This window comes from Clavibacter sp. A6099 (assembly GCF_021919125.1).
Classification (GTDB): Bacteria; Actinomycetota; Actinomycetes; order Actinomycetales; family Microbacteriaceae; genus Clavibacter; species Clavibacter seminis.
This window is the reverse complement of the sequence record NZ_CP083439.1, coordinates 825,261-841,635: the sequence shown is the minus strand read 5'-3', so window position 1 is coordinate 841,635 and position 16,375 is coordinate 825,261. Positions and strand designations below refer to the sequence as shown.

Sequence of the window (16,375 nt, the reverse complement as noted above, 5' to 3'; positions counted from 1 at the left end):
GCTCGTGGGTGCTCGTCCCAGGTTCCGTCGCGGCCGCTCGCCGGTCGCGGCGCAGGGGCCAGTAGTCGTACTCATCCCGCCGGATGCCGCACTGGTCGCCGCCCTGGCTCCGCCTCCCGGCCTACCGGCGCCCCTACCGGCGGCAGTACCGGCGCCCCCGCGCGGGGACGCCCGAGCACGACAGGACCGGCCGACCCCCACTGGGATCGGCCCGTCCTGTCGTGCGTGCGCGCGGGATCAGCCCACGTCGGCCCCGAGCTCGCGCGCGCCGGTCAGCCAGCCGATGAGGCCCGCGACGGCGCCGATGAGCGGCACCGCCACCTGCGTCTCGACGCGGCGCACCTCGTCGGTCAGCCGGAAGCCGGAGCCGACGACCGGGCGGCCGTCGATCGCGAGCGCGGTGCGGTCGTTGCCGGTCGCGGCGCTGAACGCCTGCACGGATCCGTACACGGCCGGATCGCCGGCGCCCCGCGACCAGATCACGGCCCAGCCCGGGCGGTTCCCCGCGTCGCGCTGGTACACGTTGCCGGAGGTCGTGATGCCCATCTGGCCGGCCGAGCGCTGATGCGAGTGGTCCTCGACGGCCAGCACGGCGTTGCCGGTGGATCCCTGCATCACGTTGTTCGCGATGTCGATGTCGGTCACCACCCACGTCACGGTGGGGTCCGGCAGCTTCTGGCGGGGGTCGTGGCCGGGCGTCGCGAGGTTCGACGCGCGACGGGTGCCCTGCGAGATGTCGATGTTGCGGTCGTTCGCGACGAACGTGTTGTTCCAGATGTCCACGTGGCCGGTGTCGTCGATCCAGACGCCCTCCTCGCCGTTGCGGGCCACGACGTTGTCGACGATCGCGATGGTGGCGGAGAGCTCGAACGCGACGCCGGATCCGGTGTTGTCCATCACGTCGTTCCCGGTGACGTTCGCGTCGTAGACCGACTCGTCGAACCACAGGCCGTTGCCGGCGTTGCGGAGGATCGCGCTGTCCTTGACGTCCACGTCGCGGCTGCGGGTGATCTTGAACCCGCCGGACACGGGCGCCCGGTTGAAGCGCTCCGTGTTGTTGTCGGCCACCAGGAGGCGCGTGGCGCGCAGCCCGTCGGCGTAGTTCGCGTGCATCCCGAGCATGCCGTTGCGGGCCACGGTGAGCGCCGTCGCCTTCGCACCGGTCGCCGTGATGGAGAGGCCCGTGGTGGCGTTGTCGGTGATCACGAGGTTCTCGACCGTGACGTTCCGGGCCTGCACGACGACCGCGCCGAGGTCCGGCACCGAGGGCGCGAAGCGGCGGATCCCGATGCCGCGCACCGTGCTGCCGTCGCCGCGGACGCTCAGCGCCTGCACGAGGTCGCTCGAGCGCACCGTCTGGCCGCCCGGATCCGACCCGAGGTACAGGCGGTCCGCCGCGGTGTCGACGAAGAACGTGCCGGCGGCGAGCCTGTCGCGCGACGCGACCTGCTTCTGGGCGGTCTGCCCGATCCACACCTGGTCGGGGTGCGCGGCCATCGGGTACGCCGGGTTGACGAACTGCCAGCCGACCGCCGTGCCGTCGGGCTTGCCGCGCGTGTATGTGGGGCTGGCGTCGAACGCGACGGTCCAGCCGCTGGCGTAGCGGGTGGATCCGGATGCGGTCCACGAGGAGACCTGGCGGCTGCCGTCGAGCCACACCTTCTCGCCCGGGTACGACTGGAGCGTGAGGGCCTTGCCCTGCGGCATCACGACCGACTCGTGGTAGCTGCCCGCGCGGACGACGACGGTGCGCCCGGCGGGGGCGGCGTCGACGGCCTTCTGGATGGTGGCGTACGGCGAGGACTTCGATCCGGATCCGCTGTTCGAGCCGTTCGGCGCGACGAACACCGCATCGGAGGGGACCGCGTAGGACGTGGACCCGACGGGCGCGGAGCCGGAGCCGGTGCGCGCGTCGCCGAGCGAGACGCTCTGCTCGGCGTCGGAGGATCCGGTGCCCGAGCCGGATCCGGTGCCGGGCGCGGGGGCGGGCGTCGTCGGAGCGGGCGTCGGGGTCGGCGTCGGCGCGGGTGCCGCGACCGGCGCCGTCAGCGGCCGGATCGCCACGTCGTCGAACGCGATCGGCTGCGGCCCGGACGACTTCGAGAGGTACGACCACAGGCGCGTGCCCGTCCCCGCGGCGAGGCGTGAGGCGCTCGTGTCTACGGCCGCGGCCTGCCAGCCGGGGACGGCCTGGCCGTCCACCCACGCGCGGGCGTCGATCGCGACCGCGGTGGATCCGGAGACGCGCGACTGGATGGTCACCACCCGGCCGGGCACCACGCCGCGGGCGACGACGGTGTCGCCGACCACGGTGGACTGCGCCGCGGTGGATCCGGTGACGCGCACGACCGAGAGCCGCGCGTCGCCGGCGCTGTCGACCCGCACGCTCGACTGGTAGTAGGAGGAGCCCGTCACGCGCTGCTGGACGCCCGCGTAGACGCCGTTGCCCTGCGCGGGGACGCGCGGGATCAGCACGCGCACGGTGGTCTCGCTGTCGAAGGGGGCCGCCACCGGCACGGCGGCCGACGCGGCGGTGCCCGCCCGGGTGAGGTCGATGACGCCCTGGGCGCCGTTCGCGCGGAACGCGGAGACGCCGTCGTAGGAGTACGCCCCGGTGCCCGAGGCGGCGCCCCATCCCCCGGTCGCGCTGCGGGTGAAGGAGTCGGAGAAGACGGGGGTGCCCGCGGTGAGGTCCTGCCCGGTCGCGGCGCCCGCGGTCTGCGGGGCGACGAGCGCGGCCGGGACGGCGAGGCCGACGGCGACGGCGAGCGCGATCAGGTGGCGGGCGGGGCGGGGGCGGGATGCGGGTGCGGCGTGCCGGGCGGTTCGGGTGGGGATCGATCGGGTGGGTGGGGTGCGGTGGCGCATGCGGGCGGGTCCTCGCTCGGATCGGTCCGTCAGACGGGCTGATGAAAACCCACCAGACGGGTGGGGTTCGTTGAATGTAACCCAGAAACAGCCTGTTGTGTCCCCCGAATGGAGGTCATGGCCGCCGCGACGGGGGCGCGCCCCCGGGATCACCGGGATGCCCCCCGTTCGGGTATCCCGCTTCCGCGGTCGGCCGGGTCGCCCGTAAGATCGCCGGAGGTCCACCCGCTCCCGTCACCCCCACCCAGGGCGGCCGACGTACCCGCGTCGTGAGGAGCAGGAGGCCCCCGCCCGGCGTACCCGCACCGGGCTGCACCCGATCCCGCATCCGCGCGTACCCGCGCCCGGACGGCGGACGACCCGAGACACGTGTGCCATGACCCGAATCGGCTACGCCGCCGGTGCCTTCGACCTCTTCCACGTCGGACACCTCAACATCCTCAAGCACGCCAAGAGCCGCTGCGACTTCCTCATCGCGGGCGTCGTCTCCGACGAGATGCTCGAGCTCAACAAGGGCATCACGCCCGTGGTGCCGCTCGCCGAGCGCCTCGAGATCGTGAGCCACATCAGCTACGTCGACCAGGCCCGCGCGGAGACGCTGCCGGACAAGGTCGACACCTGGCGCGAGGTCGGCTTCGACGTCTTCTTCAAGGGCGACGACTGGCGCGGCACCCCGAAGGGCGAGCGCCTCGAGGCCGAGTTCGCGGCCGTCGGCGTGGAGGTCGTGTACTTCCCGTACACGATGCACACCTCGAGCACCCGGCTGCGGCGCGCGCTCGACATCCTGAGCGGCGTGGGCGCGCCCGCGGCGGCTCCCGCGGCGACGCTGGCCCAGCCCGCCGCGCACGGCTCCCCCGCGCTCGTCGGCCGCTAGCGGCCGGGCGGATGCGCGGCTAGCCCGCCAGCCGGTCCGCCGCGCGCTCGGTCGCCGCGATGAGCGCGTCGAGGATGCCCGGCTCGTCGAACGCGTGCCCGGCGTCGGGCACCATCGTGAAGCGCGCGTCCGGCAGCGCCCGGTGGAGGTCCCACGCGGTGACGGCCGGCGTGCACATGTCGTAGCGGCCCTGCACGATCTCGGTCGGGATGCCGGCGATGCGGTGCGCGTCGCGGATCAGCTGCCCGTCCTCCATCCAGCCGCCGTGCATGAAGTAGTGGTTCTCGATGCGCGCGAACGCCAGCGCGTACGTCGGCTCGGCGAACCGCGCGACCACCTCGGGCTTCGGCAGCAGCGTGATGCCCGACGCCTCCCACGTGCTCCACGCGACGGCCGCCGGCCCGTGGACCTCGGGGTCGGGATCCGCGAGCAGCCGCGAGTACGCCGCGATGATCCCGCCGCGCTCCACCCCGGGGACGGGCGCCGTGAACGCCTCCCAGCCGTCGGGGTAGACCATGCCGGCCGGCCCCTCGTAGAACCAGTCGAGCTCGGTCGCGCGGAGGGTGAAGATGCCGCGGAGGATGAGGCCGGTCACGCGGGCCGGGTGCGTCTCGGCGTAGGCGAGAGCCAGGGTCGAGCCCCAGGATCCGCCGAACACCAGCCAGCGCTCCACACCCAGGTGCTCGCGCAGCCGCTCGAGGTCGGCCACGAGGTGCCACGTGGTGTTGACGGAGAGGTCCGCCTCCGGGGTCGACACGTGCGGCGTGCTCCGGCCGCAGCCCCGCTGGTCGACGAGGACGATGCGGTAGCGGGCCGGGTCGAAGAGGCGCCGGTGGGTCGGGCTCGTGCCGCCACCGGGACCGCCGTGCAGGAAGACGACGGGGATCCCGTCCGGGTTCCCCGAGACCTCCCAGTGGAGGAGCTGGCCGTCCCCAACGTCGAGCATGCCGGTGTCGTGCGGGTCGATCTCGGGGAAGAGGCTCTGCATGCGACGAGCCTACGGGCGGGCGACGCGGGGCCCGCCGAGCGACGCCGCACCCACCGGGCGGCGGTGTCCGCGCACCCCCGACCGCCCCGTCGATCCGCGGGTCGGGTGGGCGCTGCGGCCCGCTCCGCGTACCCTGCGAGGGAACCCACCGCATCCCCGCCCTGAGACGAGGACCCATTGCCCGCCCTGCCCGTGAGGCGTCCCTCTCCACGGACCGTCGCCCGCGCCGCGCTACGGCCGCTGACGCCGCTGGCCCACGGCGCCGTGGCCGCTGTGGCGCGGCCCACCCTGCGCCTGCACCTCCTCCTCTACATGCGCGAGATGGAGGCCGGGATCTTCCCGCAGCACGACGCCGTCTCCACGGCCCCGGGCCCGGATCCCGAGCGCGTCCTGTTCATCGGCGACATCGGCGTCGCCGGGTACGGCGTGCTCCTCGCCGGGATGGCCATGCCCGCGCAGATCGCCGCCCGGCGCGCGGCGCAGACGGGCCGTGGCGTGGAGTGGGAGAGCATCGCGGCGTACGACATGACGGCGCGCAAGGCCGCCACAGCCGTCGCCGGCCGCACCGCGGCGCCCCTGGATCTCGCGGTGGTGGCCCTCGGCATCCCCGACGTGCTCGTCGCCACGTCGGTCGAGGAGTGGCTCGACCGGCTGACCGTCATCGTCGGCTGCATCCGCGCGCAGGCGGGCGACGCGTGCCGGATCGTCCTCACGGGCATCCCGCCCATGGATCGCTTCCAGCCGATCCCGATGGTCGCCCGGAAGCTCCTCCAGGCCCAGGTCTCCCGGCTGAACGGGGCGACGGCGCTCCTCGACGACCCCGAGCGCGGCGTCATCCACGCGCCCTATCCCGACATCTCCGGCACGCGCCTGCACGTCCGCGACCGCTTCTCCTACCGCGTGATGCACGCGCACTGGGCCGAGGCGGTCATGCCGTTCCTGGGCGACGCGCGTCCCGTCTCCCGCTGACGGGGACCCGGGCTCCGGCCACGGCCACGGCCACGGCCGATGGAGGATCCGACGAGCGGGGTATGACCGGTTATACTCGCGGCCATGAAGACCGCCATCTCCGTCCCGGACGTCGACTTCGAGAGATTCGATCGCGTCGCCAAGCGCTTCGGGATGACCCGCTCCGAGTTCTACCGCGTCGCCGGACAGAAGCTCGCCGATGAGCTGGAGGGAGCCGGCAAGGCGGAGCTGACGCGCCTCGCGGACGCTGCCATCGCCGAGGTCGGACAACCCACTGCGGGCGGGGAATTCCTGCGCGAGTCGGAGCGCATCGCGCGGACCGGTTCGGAGTGGTGATCTCCCGCGGGGACGTCGTGTGGGTCGACTTCGGAGCTCCGAGAGGGTCGGAGCCGGCGAAGATCCGGCCGTCCCTCGTCATCCAGGACGACTGGCTCAACGAGAGCGGCGTCGCCACGATCGTGCTGATCCCGTTCACCTCGCAGGTGCGACTCCAGGCCTTCCCGGGGAACGTGTTCATCCCGGCGGCCGCGTCAGGCCTGGACAAGGACTCGGTGGCGGTAGTCCCTCAGATCGGGCCGGTCAGTCGCGAGTCCATCGAGCCCCACCCCGTGGGCCACCTCCCCGGCTACCTCATGGCGGAGGTGTCGGCCGCGGTGCGGCTCCTCCTCGCCGTGTGATGCCTGCCTGTCGCGCACGGTCGTCGTGGGCGAAGCGGAGGCGGCGCCGCACGCGCCGGCGCGCCCCGGGCTACCCCTTCGCCGCCTTCCTCTCGCTCTTCTCCATGCGCGGCGCCGTGCCGTCGGCGATACGGGCGTCGCGGTAGGCGCGGGCCTCGTCCTGGCGGTCGCGCTCCTCCCCGGAGGCGACGGGAGCCCGGACGTGCGCCGCCGAGTAGCCGAAGGAGTCGACGAGGTCCTGCGCGTGCGGGCGGAGGCGCGCGACGAGCCGGTCGACGTACGCCCTGACGGCGCGGGCGCGCGCAGAGCTGATGCGGCCGTGGATCAGGTACCAGGCCAGGTCGTCCTCGATGAGGCGGAGGCCGAACAGGTCGCGGGTCCAGGTGAGGATGCGGCGCGTGCCGTCGTCCATCGCCCGGCCGGTCTCCGACGCGGGATCCAGCGCCTCGGTGAAGGCCTCCCACTGCAGCAGCTGCGCGTGCGCGCGGGCGGCGTCGATGAGCGCGTCCTGGTGCCGGTTGAACAGCGCCGCGGCCTCGGCCGGCGGCATCTTGCGGGTGGCCCGGAGCGCGGTCGCGATCTCGCCGACCATGGTCTCGACCCGGCCCGTCAGGAGCGCGCGCTGGGTGTCCGGCTCGCGGAGCTGCCCGACGGAGCGGGCGGTGGATCCGCGGTCCGCGAGCGCCTGCCCGAGCGTCCGGAGGCCCGTCGACCGGAGCGTCCGATCCGCGGCCTGCTCCACGGCGTACCGCGCGAGCACCCCGAAGTCGGCCTTCGCGAACCGGCGGTTGACGTCGGTGAGCAGGCGCTTCGCGACGAGCTGCAGGAGCACGGTGTTGTCGCCCTCGAAGGTCGCGTAGACGTCGAGGTCGGCGCGGAGCCCGACGAGCCGGTTCTCGGCGAGGAAGCCCTGGCCGCCGCACGCCTCGCGCGCCTCCTGGATCGTGTCGAGCGCGTGCCACGTGCTGAGGGGCTTGAACGCGGCGGCGAGGGTCTCGAGGTCCTGCCGGTCCTGGTCGGTGTCGGTCTTCCCGCTGAACACCGAGTCGAACTGCACGAGCAGCTTCTCGTGCGCGAAGGACGCGGCGTAGGTGGTGGCGATGCGCGGTATCAGCCGGCGCTGGTGGCGCTGGTAGTCGAGCAGCACCTCCTCGTCGGTGCCGCCCGCGACGAACTGGCGACGCTGGTTGCCGTAGGTGATCGCGATCTGCAGCGCGATCTTCGCGGCGCTGGTCGCCGCGCCGTCGAGCGAGACGCGGCCCTGCACGAGCGTGCCGAGCATCGTGAAGAAGCGGCGGCCGGGGCTCGCGATCTCCGACGTGTAGGCGCCGTCCTCGGCCACGTCGCCGTAGCGGTTGAGGAGGTTCGCGCGCGGCACGCGCACGTGGTCGAAGTGGAGGCGGCCGTTGTCGATCCCGTTGAGCCCGCCCTTGAGGCCGTCGTCCTCGCCGCCGACGCCGGGCAGGAACGCGCCCGTCTCGTCGCGCAGCGGCACGAAGAAGCAGTGCACGCCGTGGTTGACGCCCTGGGTCACGAGCTGCGCGAACACGGTCGCCGCGCGGCCGTCGACGGCCGCGTTGCCGAGGTAGTCCTTCCACGCGGCGCGGAACGGGGTGTGCAGGTCGAACTCGCCCGTCTCGGGGTCGTAGGTCGCGGTCGTGCCGATGCTCGCGACGTCGGAACCGTGGCCGGTCTCGGTCATCGCGAACGCGCCGGGCGTCGCGAGCGTCATGATCCCCGGCAGCAGCTCGCGGTGGTGGCGCTCCGTGCCGAGGTGCATCACCGCGGAGCCGAACAGGCCCCACTGCACGCCGGCCTTGATCTGGAGCGACGGATCCGCCGCCACGAGCTCCTCGAAGCCCGCGATGTTGCCGCCGTGGTCCTCGAGCCCGCCGACGGACATCGGGTAGGCGCGGTGCACGCCGCCGTGCTCGACGAGGATCTTCAGCTGCTCGCTCACGCGCGCCCGGTGCTGGTGCATGTCGAGGCCCTCGATGCGGTGCAGCTCGGGGCGGCTGGTCAGCTCGCGCGACGAGCGGCGGACGTCCGCCCAGCGCCCGAGGAGCACGCGACCGAGGCCCTCGACGTCGACGCGGGGGCCGGAGTCGGTCCCCGCATCGCCGTCTGCGCGGTCGAGCTCGAGCGCGACCTCGGCGTCGACATCCCCCGCGACCGGGACGCCCGCCTCGCGGAGCGCGCCCTCGGGGAGCACCGCCTCACGAGCCCCGTCCTGCGCACCCGCGGCGGGGCCTCGTCCCCTCGTGCCGCGGGTGGTGCGTCCTCGTGCCGCCGTGTCGACCATGGATCCTCCGTGCCGTCGCCTGCGCCGGCATCCCTGCCGGCACTCGCCACGCTATGCACGGATCCTCCACCTGCCGAAAAACACGTCGCGGGCCTCCAACGCGCTCCCGCGGCAGGCGGTCGCGGGTTGTGGGAACCCTCAGCGACGGGCCGACCCGGCGACCCGATCGGCGACGGCGCGGGTCAGGCGCGGGCGCCGCGCGCGCTCACCCGCTGGGGCACGCCCCACGGGTTCGCGGTGCGCAGCGGCTCCGGCAGCAGGGCGTCGGGCACGCCCTGGAACGCGACGCCGCGGAGCAGCCGGTCGAGCGACGCGGTGCCGACGCTCGTGCCGCGGTCGAGCGTGGTGGCGGGCCAGGGTCCGCCGTGCTGCTGCGCGTCGGTGACGGAGACGCCCGTGGGCCAGGCGTCGACGAGCACGCGGCCGGCGCGGGCGGCGAGCACGCGGATCAGCTCGGCCGCGGCCGGATCGGCCTCCTCGGCGCCGAGGTGGACGCTCGCGGTCAGCTCGCCCTGGAACGTGCAGGCGGCGAGCGCGGCGAGGTCGGTGCCCGCGGGGTACTCGACGAGGAGCGCGAACGGCCCGAAGACCTCGTGGCGCAGCACGTCGGCCGCGGCCTCGAAGTCGGCGAGCGAGACGGCGGCCACGGTGGGGGTCACGGATCCGTCGTCGCCCGCGGGCGCGCGGCCCTCCGCGACGAGGCGCACGCCGTCGACCGCGATCGCGGCGGCACGGCCGCCCGCGTAGCCCTCGGCGATCCTCGGGTTGAGCATCCCGTGCGGCGCGACGGCGCCGGCCTCCTCCGCGAGGACGGGGTCGAGGCCGTGGCCCGCGGGGATCAGCACGATGCCGGGCGCGGTGCAGAGCTGCCCGGCGGATCCGGCGGCGCTCGCCACGAGTGCCGACGCGATGTCCTCGCCGCGCTCGGCGGCGGCGCGCTCGGTGATGACGACGGGGTTGACGCTGCCGAGCTCGCCGAAGAACGGGATCGGGTCGGGGCGGGCGGCGGCGACGTCGGCGAGGAAGCGGCCGGCGCGGAGCGATCCCGTGAAGGTGGCGGCGCGGATGCGCGGGTCGCGCAGCACGGCGAGCCCCGCCTCCTCGCCCTCGACGAGCTGGAGCGTGCCCTCGGGGAGGCCCGCCGCCACGAGCGCGGCGGACGCGGCCTCGGCGACCCGGCGCGACAGCTCGGGGTGACCCGGGTGCGCCTTCACGACCACCGGGCAGCCGACAGCGAGCGCCGACGCCGTGTCTCCGCCCGCGACGGAGAACGCGAACGGGAAGTTCGACGCCGCGAAGTTGAGCACCGGACCCACCGGCACGAGGTACCGGCGGATGTCGGGGCGCGGGGCGGGCGCCGCATCGGCGTCCGCGTGGTCGATGCGGGCGTCGAGGTAGCGGCCGTCGCGCACGGCGGCCGCGAGGATCCGCAGCTGCACGGTCGTGCGCGTCAGCTCGCCGGCGAGGCGGCCGGGCGCGAGCGCGGTCTCCCGCTCGGCCACCGGCAGCAGCTCGGGGCGGATCGCCTCGAGCGCGTCGGCGACGGCGTCGAGCGCGCGGGCACGGGCGGCGGGCGCCAGGGCGGCGAGCGGCGCGGCGGCCAGGGCGGCGCGCGCGGCGACGGCGTCGACGGTCGCGGCGACTGCGGGATCCACGGTCGGGTCGATGGTCGTGTCGGTCTCGTGCGGGGTCATGTCTCTCCTCGGTGGGGGCGCCGGTTCAGAACCGGAAGCCGCTCGGGAACGGGTCGGTGGGGTCCAGCAGGTACTGTCCCATGCCGGTGATCCACGCGCGCCCGGTGATGGCGGGGACGATGGCGGGCCGGCCGGCGACGGTCGTCTCCCGCAGGATCCGCCCGGTGAAGCGGCTGCCGATGAACGACTCGTTGACGAACTCGTCGCCGACCGCCAGCTCGCCGCGCGCCCACAGCTCGGCCATGCGCGCGGACGTGCCGGTGCCGCACGGCGACCGGTCGAACCAGCCGGGATGGATCGCCATGGCGTGCCGCGAGAGCCTGGCGTCCGATCCGGGCGCGAGGAACTCCACGTGGTGGCAGTGGTCGACGCCGGAGATCTCCGGGTGCGACGGCGCGTCCTGCTCGTTGATGGCGCCCATGATCGCGAGCCCGGCGGCGAGGATCTCCTGCTGCCGCTCGCGGTCGAACGGCAGCCCCAGCGCGTCGAGCTCGACGACCGCGTAGAAGTTGCCGCCGAACGCGAGGCTGTACGGGACGGCGCCGTAGCCCGGCACATCGACGACCGCGTCGAGCCGCTCCACGTAGGAGGGCACGTTCTCGATCGTGACGGACGCGGCACGCCCGTCCTCGACGTCGACGCGCGCGATCACGAGGCCGGCGGGGGTGTCGAGCCGGATCGTGGTGACCGGCTCCTGCACCTCCACGAGCCCGGTCTCCACGAGCACGGTCGCGACGCCGATGGTGCCGTGGCCGCACATCGGCAGGCAGCCGGACACCTCTATGTAGAGGACGCCCCAGTCGCAGTCGTCGCGCGTGGGCGGCTGCAGGATCGCGCCGCTCATGGCCGCGTGGCCGCGCGGCTCCGTCATGAGCAGGAGCCGCAGGTGGTCGAGGTGCTCGATCAGGTGCAGTCGGCGCTCGTTCATGGTGGAGCCGGGGATCACGCCGAACCCGCTCGTGACGACGCGGGTCGGCATGCCCTCCGTGTGCGAGTCGACGGCGTGGAAGACGCGGGAGGACCTCATCCCTCGATCATCGCCCGGCGAGGTGGTCGAGCGCGCGGCGCGTGTCGCGCGTGACCTCGGCGGCGACCGCGGCGGGCAGGGGCGCGCGCGGCGGACGCGTCGGGCCGCCCGTGCTCTCGCCTGCCACGTCGATCGACAGCTTGATGGCCTGCACGAACTCGGTGCGCGAGTCCCAGCGGAACACCGGCACGAGGTGGCGGTACAGCTCCTTGGCCTCCTCGATGCGGCCGCTGGTCGCGAGCCCGTACAGCTCGACGGCCTCGCGCGGGAACGCGTTCGGGTAGCCCGCGAACCAGCCGACGGCGCCCATGATGAGCGACTCGAGCAGCAGGTCGTCGGCGCCCGCGATGACGTCGAGGCCCGTGAGGTCCTGGATCTCCGTCACCCGCCGGATGTCGCCCGAGAACTCCTTGATCGCCACGACGTTCTCGAGGGCGTCGAGGCGCTGCAGGAGCTGCGGCGTGAGGTCGACCTTGGTGTCGAACGGGTTGTTGTACGCCATGATCGGCAGGCCCACCTCGTCGACGCGCGCGTAGTGCTCGACGACCTCGTCGTCGCTCGCCCGGTAGATGGTGGGCGGCAGGAGCAGCACGCCGTCCGCGCCGTCCTCGGCCGCGATCTCGGCCCACTTCTTGGCCTGGTGCCAGCCGACGCCGTGCACGCCGGCCACGACGATCCCGCGGTCGCCGACGGTCTCGACCGCGACCTGCACGACCTTGCGGCGCTCCTCGTCCGTGAGCGAGGAGTACTCGCCCAGCGATCCGTTCGGGCCGACGCCGCGGCAGCCGTTCGACATGAGCCAGTCGCAGTGCCGGGCGTACGCGTCGTAGTCGACGGCCAGGCCGGCGGGGGCCGACGCGTCCTCGCGGAACGGCAGCGTGGTGGCGACGACGACGCCTCCGAGGTCCAGGGCGGGTGCGGTCAAGGGGTGTCCTTCCGGTCGGTGGTGCGGGGAGGTGCGGGGGTGGTCGGGGGCGCGGTGTCGCGCGGCGGATCGGCGGCGGGCGGCGGATCCGCGACGCCGGCGGGCGGGTCGTCGACGCCGGGCGCGGCCGCGGCGAGGGAGGGGGGTCCGGCGTCGCGGCGCTCGTACGCGGCGGCGAGCTCGCCGAGGCGCACGGGCGAGGCGATGGGGCGGCGGTCGGATCCGGGGCCGGCAGGGGCGACGGTCGCGGGAGCGGTCGCGGCGGAACCCCCGCAACTCGGCGCCTCGGCCTCGAGCAGCTGCTCGACGGTGCGCCCGCAGACGCGGCCCTGGCAGATGCCGAGGCCGGCGCGCGTGGCGAGCTTCATGGATCGCAGGTCGGTGGAGCGCGCGGCGCGGGCGGTCGCGCGGATCCGGCCGACGGGCACCTCCTCGCAGCGGCACGCGAGCGTGTCGTCGCGGAGCCAGCCGGTCCAGCCGGGGCGGATCCCGTGCGCGGCCTCGATGCGGACGGCCACGTCGTGCGCGACGGCGCGGCGGCGGACGGCGGCAGCGACGGCGGCGTCCGACGGGGATCCGCCCGCGGCGCAGTGCCCCGCGACCTCGCCCTCCGCGAGTGCCTGATCCACTCCCCCGATGCCCGTGATCTCGCCCGCCGCGTGCACGCCGGCGGGCCCGGCGCCCTGGGACGCGTCGACCTCGACGAAGCGGTCGGCGCCGATGCGGCAGCCCGCGGCGATCGGCAGCTCGAGCCGGGGCGTGAACCCGTGGCCGACGCACACGGCGTCCACGGCGATCCGCCGCTCGGTGCCCGGGATCGGCGCCCACGACGCGTCGAGCCGCTGCACGGTCACGGCCTCGACGCGGTCGGTGCCGTGCGCCGCGACCACCGCGCTGCCCGTGGAGTAGCCGACGCGCTCCCGCGCCAGCACGGAGACGTACCCGGCGAGCTCGGCGGCCTTGTGCGGGGCGCGGGCGAGGCCGAGCGGACTGCGCAGCCAGCCGCGGGCGAGACCGGGCACGCGCGCGGCCTCGTGGATCCCGACGACGCGCGCCCCCGCCTGCACGAGCGACACGGCGACGGGCAGGAGGAAGGGGCCGGCGCCCGCGACGATCACGCGGTCGCCTACGCGCACGCGCTCGCCCTTCGCGAGGGCCTGCGCGGCGCCCGCGCTGAAGACGCCCGGCAGGTCCCAGCCGGGGAAGGGCAGCGTGCGGTCGTGCGCGCCGGTCGCGAGCACGAGCGCGTCCGGGCGGAGGGTCAGGGGCTCGCGGCGGGATCCGTCGACCTGGCCGACCAGCACGTGCACGACGGCGGCGGGCGGCGCGGGCGCGTCAGCGGGCCCGGTCGCGTCCGGATCCGGCCGCTCGATCGCCCACACCTGCGCGCCCGTCACGATCTCGCAGCCGTCGTCGGCCGCGAGCCGCCCGCGGAGCGCCGTGAACGCGTCCCAGCCGTGGTGCAGGATCCGCTCGCGCGCGGCGGGCCGCGTCGCCGGGAGGTGCCGCCAGTACTGGCCGCCGAGCTCGTCGGACGCGTCGAGCAGCGTGACGCGCGCCCCGCGACCTCGCGCGGCGACCGCGGCGGCCAGCCCGGCCGGTCCCGCGCCGATCACGACGACGTGCCGCCGGTCGTCCGCGCCGCTCACGACGCCTCCCCCGCGCGCGCGTCGGGCACGGTCGCGCCCGGCCCGGTCTCGACCACGTCGCCCTCGACCGCGCGCCGCTGGCAGGCGCGCACGTCGGGCAGCCCGTTCACGGTCACGGTGCAGTCGAAGCACACGCCGATCCCGCAGAAGACCCCGCGGGGACGGCCCGCGCTCGCGGTCGTCCGCCAGGCGAGCGTGCCGGAGGCGAGCAGCGCGCCCGCGATGGTCTGGCCGCTGACGCCCTCGACGGGATCCCCGTCCACGGTGAAGCGGACGGCAGCGGCCGGCTCCGGGCGGATCGGGTCGCGCGCCGGATCCACGCGCCGCGGCGTCATGCGCGCGCTCCGGCCGCGTCGGTCGGCAGCGCGACGCCGGGCGCGGCGGCCCCGGGCATCAGCAGCCCGAGCGAGGCGCGCGCGACCGAGAAGGGCCGCACGTCGAGCGGCGTCGCGACACCCATCATCTGCGCCACGATGAGGTCCGCGGTCGCGACCGACAGGCCGATCCCGGCGCCCTCGTGGCCGCTCGCATGCCAGAGGCCGGGCAGCCGCGGGTCGGGTCCGACGACGGGCAGGTGGTCGGGCAGGTAGGGCCGGAACCCGCCGTAGGAGCGCATCGCGTTCGCCTCGACGAGGAAGGGGAAGAGGCGCACGGCCTTCGCGGCGAGCTCCTCGAGCACGGCCACGCGCAGCGACGCGTCGAAGCCGACGCGCTCGCGGCTGGATCCGATGAGCACCGTCCCCGACGGCGTCGACTCCACGACGCCCGAGGTCTGCAGCGCGCCGTCGCCGGATCCGACCGCGCCCACGTAGTCGCCGTCGTAGACCTTGTGCCGGATGCGGTGCGGCATGCGCGTGGTCACGAGGACGACGCCTCGGCGCGGCAGCACGGGCAGCTCGACGCCGAGGGTCCGCGCCACCTCGCCCGACCACGGCCCTGCGGCGATCAGCACGTCGTCCGCGGGGATGTCGCCCGCGCTCGTCCGCACCCCGCGGAGCGCGCCGTCCGCGTCGAGCAGCGGCCCGATGACCTCGACCCCGGTGCGCACGACCGCGCCCGCCCGCCTGGCCGACGCGGCGAGCGCCTCGGTCGCGATGGCGGGCTGCACCTGCGCGTCCTCGGGGTAGTGCACGGCCGCGGTGATCGCCGGGTTCAGCCACGGCTCGAGCTCGAGCGCCCGGCGCCGGTCGACGGGCACGGCGTCGACGCCCGCGGAGCGCTGGGTGGCGGCGAAGGCGAGGAGCGGATCCGCGCCCTCGTCGGTGGTCGTGACGACGAGCCCGCCCTTGGGCTCGTACTCGATGGAGGGCAGCGCGTAGCCCAGCTCGTCCGCGAGCTCGGCGGCCACCTCGGGCCAGCGGCGGGCGGCCAGCTGGGCGAGCTCGAGCTCGGCGCCCGGGCCCTTGTCGGACACGAGGATGTTGCCCTCGCCCTGCGCGCTCGTGCCGGAGGCGACCGCGGCGCGCTCGACGACCGTGACGCGGATCCCCGCGCGGGCGAGCGACCGGGCGCACGCGGCCCCGACGATGCCCCCGCCCACGACGACCACGTGACGCGTCATGGTGTCCCTGCTCTCACGGGTGGATGCGCCTCGGGGAGGCGGGGTGGCGAACGGCGGTGACAGTAATATGTCACACATCGTGGCGCAGGGGAAGCGAGGCGGCGCCGAGCGGATCAGGCGTCCTGATCGGCCCGGGAGGCGTCCGCATCCCCCGCGGCCTCGTCCTCACCGTGCCCCGCCCACCAGCCGGTGGCGTGCCGGATGTGACGCACCATCACCTCGTGCGACCCGGGTCCGTCGCCGGCGACCAGCGCGCGCAGCAGCTCGTGGTGCTCGGCCGCCGACGCGTCGAGCATGGAGCTCTCCTTCATCGACGCGAGTCCGACGAGGCGCGTGCGCGAGCGGAGGTCCGCGATGGCCTCCGTGAGCACGGGGTTGCCGAGGATGCGCGTCAGCGAGAGGTGGAACTCCTGGTCGGCCTCGAGGTACGCGCGGAGGTCGCCCTCGCGCGCGCCCTGCTCGATGCGGTCGGCGAGCGCCTCGAGGCCGGGCAGCGCGCCCTCGGGCAGGTGCCCGGCGAGCCGCTCCATGGCCGGCGCCTCGAGGAGCTGGCGCACCTGCACCAGGTGGCCGAGCTCCTCGTCGCTCACGGCGGTGACGCGGAAGCCCTTGTTGCGGACGGTCTCCACGAAGCCGCGCTTCTCGAGCTCGAGCACCGCCTCGCGGACGGGCGTGGCCGAGACGTCGAAGCGCACCGCGAGCGTGGGCACGGTGATGAGCGTGCCCGGCTCCAGCTCGCCCGAGACGATGGCCGCGGACAGGGCCTGGTGCACGTGCTCGCGCAGGCTCTCGCGCGGGGGTGCGGGACGCAGTGCGGAGAGGCTCACGCGGGTCCTCCTCT

General features: G+C 74.9%; 14 protein-coding genes. 4 read left to right on the top strand and 10 right to left on the bottom strand.

The genetic code is table 11. The features are described 5' to 3' along the window. Positions 1 to 237 precede the first annotated feature (237 nt). A complete protein-coding gene (locus KYT88_RS04070; RefSeq protein ID WP_051629268.1) occupies positions 238 to 2,868 on the bottom strand; it encodes a right-handed parallel beta-helix repeat-containing protein in 2,631 nt (876 codons plus the stop codon). A 376-nt stretch (positions 2,869 to 3,244) separates the two neighbouring features. Between KYT88_RS04070 and KYT88_RS04065 the strand changes: the two genes are divergently transcribed. After that, entirely contained in the window at positions 3,245 to 3,742 is a 498-nt protein-coding gene (locus tag KYT88_RS04065; protein WP_012037503.1) for an FAD synthase family protein, read from the top strand. 19 nt (positions 3,743 to 3,761) lie between these two features. Here the strand turns inward: KYT88_RS04065 and pip are convergent, their stop codons facing one another. Further along, the gene (gene pip / locus KYT88_RS04060; protein WP_043584751.1) at positions 3,762 to 4,730 is read right to left on the bottom strand and encodes a prolyl aminopeptidase; all 969 of its coding nucleotides are present in this window, start codon (positions 4,728 to 4,730) and stop codon (positions 3,762 to 3,764) included. Positions 4,731 to 5,003: 273 nt separating this feature from the next. On the opposite strand from pip, the gene KYT88_RS04055 reads away from it, so the two are divergent. The 3 genes from KYT88_RS04055 (at position 5,004) to KYT88_RS04045 (ending at position 6,376) form a co-directional block, all read left to right on the top strand. Next, entirely contained in the window at positions 5,004 to 5,699 is a 696-nt protein-coding gene (locus tag KYT88_RS04055) for an SGNH/GDSL hydrolase family protein (protein WP_237583780.1), read from the top strand. 84 nt (positions 5,700 to 5,783) lie between these two features. After that, complete coding sequence (locus tag KYT88_RS04050; RefSeq protein ID WP_043584747.1) at positions 5,784 to 6,035, top strand: CopG family transcriptional regulator; 252 nt, start codon at positions 5,784 to 5,786, stop codon at positions 6,033 to 6,035. Further along, positions 6,029 to 6,376, top strand: a complete 348-nt coding sequence (locus tag KYT88_RS04045) for a type II toxin-antitoxin system PemK/MazF family toxin (RefSeq protein ID WP_237583779.1) — start codon at positions 6,029 to 6,031, stop codon at positions 6,374 to 6,376. The genes KYT88_RS04050 and KYT88_RS04045 overlap by 7 nt, the downstream gene beginning before the upstream one ends. A 70-nt stretch (positions 6,377 to 6,446) precedes the next feature. Here KYT88_RS04045 and KYT88_RS04040 read toward each other — a convergent pair whose 3' ends face one another. The 8 genes from KYT88_RS04040 to KYT88_RS04005 form a co-directional block, all read right to left on the bottom strand. Next, positions 6,447 to 8,678, bottom strand: a complete 2,232-nt coding sequence (locus KYT88_RS04040; RefSeq protein WP_043584745.1) for an acyl-CoA dehydrogenase family protein — start codon at positions 8,676 to 8,678, stop codon at positions 6,447 to 6,449. A 182-nt stretch (positions 8,679 to 8,860) separates the two neighbouring features. Further along, on the bottom strand, positions 8,861 to 10,372 hold the full coding sequence (locus tag KYT88_RS04035; protein WP_237583778.1) for an aldehyde dehydrogenase family protein: 1,512 nt from the start codon (positions 10,370 to 10,372) through the stop codon (positions 8,861 to 8,863). 25 nt (positions 10,373 to 10,397) lie between these two features. Further along, entirely contained in the window at positions 10,398 to 11,399 is a 1,002-nt protein-coding gene (locus KYT88_RS04030; RefSeq protein WP_043584906.1) for a proline racemase family protein, read from the bottom strand. Positions 11,400 to 11,406: 7 nt separating this feature from the next. Then, positions 11,407 to 12,324: a dihydrodipicolinate synthase family protein gene (locus KYT88_RS04025; RefSeq protein WP_043584909.1), complete on the bottom strand. Its 918-nt coding sequence runs from the start codon at positions 12,322 to 12,324 to the stop codon at positions 11,407 to 11,409. Beyond that, on the bottom strand, positions 12,321 to 13,973 hold the full coding sequence (locus KYT88_RS04020) for an NAD(P)/FAD-dependent oxidoreductase (protein ID WP_237583777.1): 1,653 nt from the start codon (positions 13,971 to 13,973) through the stop codon (positions 12,321 to 12,323). Before KYT88_RS04020 ends, KYT88_RS04025 begins: the two co-directional genes overlap by 4 nt. Then, the gene (locus KYT88_RS04015) at positions 13,970 to 14,308 is read right to left on the bottom strand and encodes a (2Fe-2S)-binding protein (protein WP_012037493.1); all 339 of its coding nucleotides are present in this window, start codon (positions 14,306 to 14,308) and stop codon (positions 13,970 to 13,972) included. Before KYT88_RS04015 ends, KYT88_RS04020 begins: the two co-directional genes overlap by 4 nt. Then, entirely contained in the window at positions 14,305 to 15,534 is a 1,230-nt protein-coding gene (locus KYT88_RS04010; RefSeq protein ID WP_043584911.1) for an NAD(P)/FAD-dependent oxidoreductase, read from the bottom strand. The genes KYT88_RS04015 and KYT88_RS04010 overlap by 4 nt, the downstream gene beginning before the upstream one ends. 113 nt (positions 15,535 to 15,647) lie before the next feature. After that, positions 15,648 to 16,361 carry a GntR family transcriptional regulator gene (locus KYT88_RS04005; protein ID WP_043584913.1) on the bottom strand — a complete coding sequence of 238 codons (714 nt, stop codon included), beginning with the start codon at positions 16,359 to 16,361 and terminating at the stop codon, positions 15,648 to 15,650. Positions 16,362 to 16,375: the final 14 nt, after the last annotated feature.

Coding starts and splice junctions, on each gene's coding strand:
- KYT88_RS04070 (WP_051629268.1), bottom strand. CDS start 2,868: ATGCGCCACCGCACCCCACCCACCCGATCGATCCCCACCCGAACCGCC.
- KYT88_RS04065 (WP_012037503.1), top strand. CDS start 3,245: ATGACCCGAATCGGCTACGCCGCCGGTGCCTTCGACCTCTTCCACGTC.
- pip (WP_043584751.1), bottom strand. CDS start 4,730: ATGCAGAGCCTCTTCCCCGAGATCGACCCGCACGACACCGGCATGCTC.
- KYT88_RS04050 (WP_043584747.1), top strand. CDS start 5,784: ATGAAGACCGCCATCTCCGTCCCGGACGTCGACTTCGAGAGATTCGAT.
- KYT88_RS04040 (WP_043584745.1), bottom strand. CDS start 8,678: ATGGTCGACACGGCGGCACGAGGACGCACCACCCGCGGCACGAGGGGA.
- KYT88_RS04035 (WP_237583778.1), bottom strand. CDS start 10,372: ATGACCCCGCACGAGACCGACACGACCATCGACCCGACCGTGGATCCC.
- KYT88_RS04030 (WP_043584906.1), bottom strand. CDS start 11,399: ATGAGGTCCTCCCGCGTCTTCCACGCCGTCGACTCGCACACGGAGGGC.
- KYT88_RS04015 (WP_012037493.1), bottom strand. CDS start 14,308: ATGACGCCGCGGCGCGTGGATCCGGCGCGCGACCCGATCCGCCCGGAG.
- KYT88_RS04010 (WP_043584911.1), bottom strand. CDS start 15,534: ATGACGCGTCACGTGGTCGTCGTGGGCGGGGGCATCGTCGGGGCCGCG.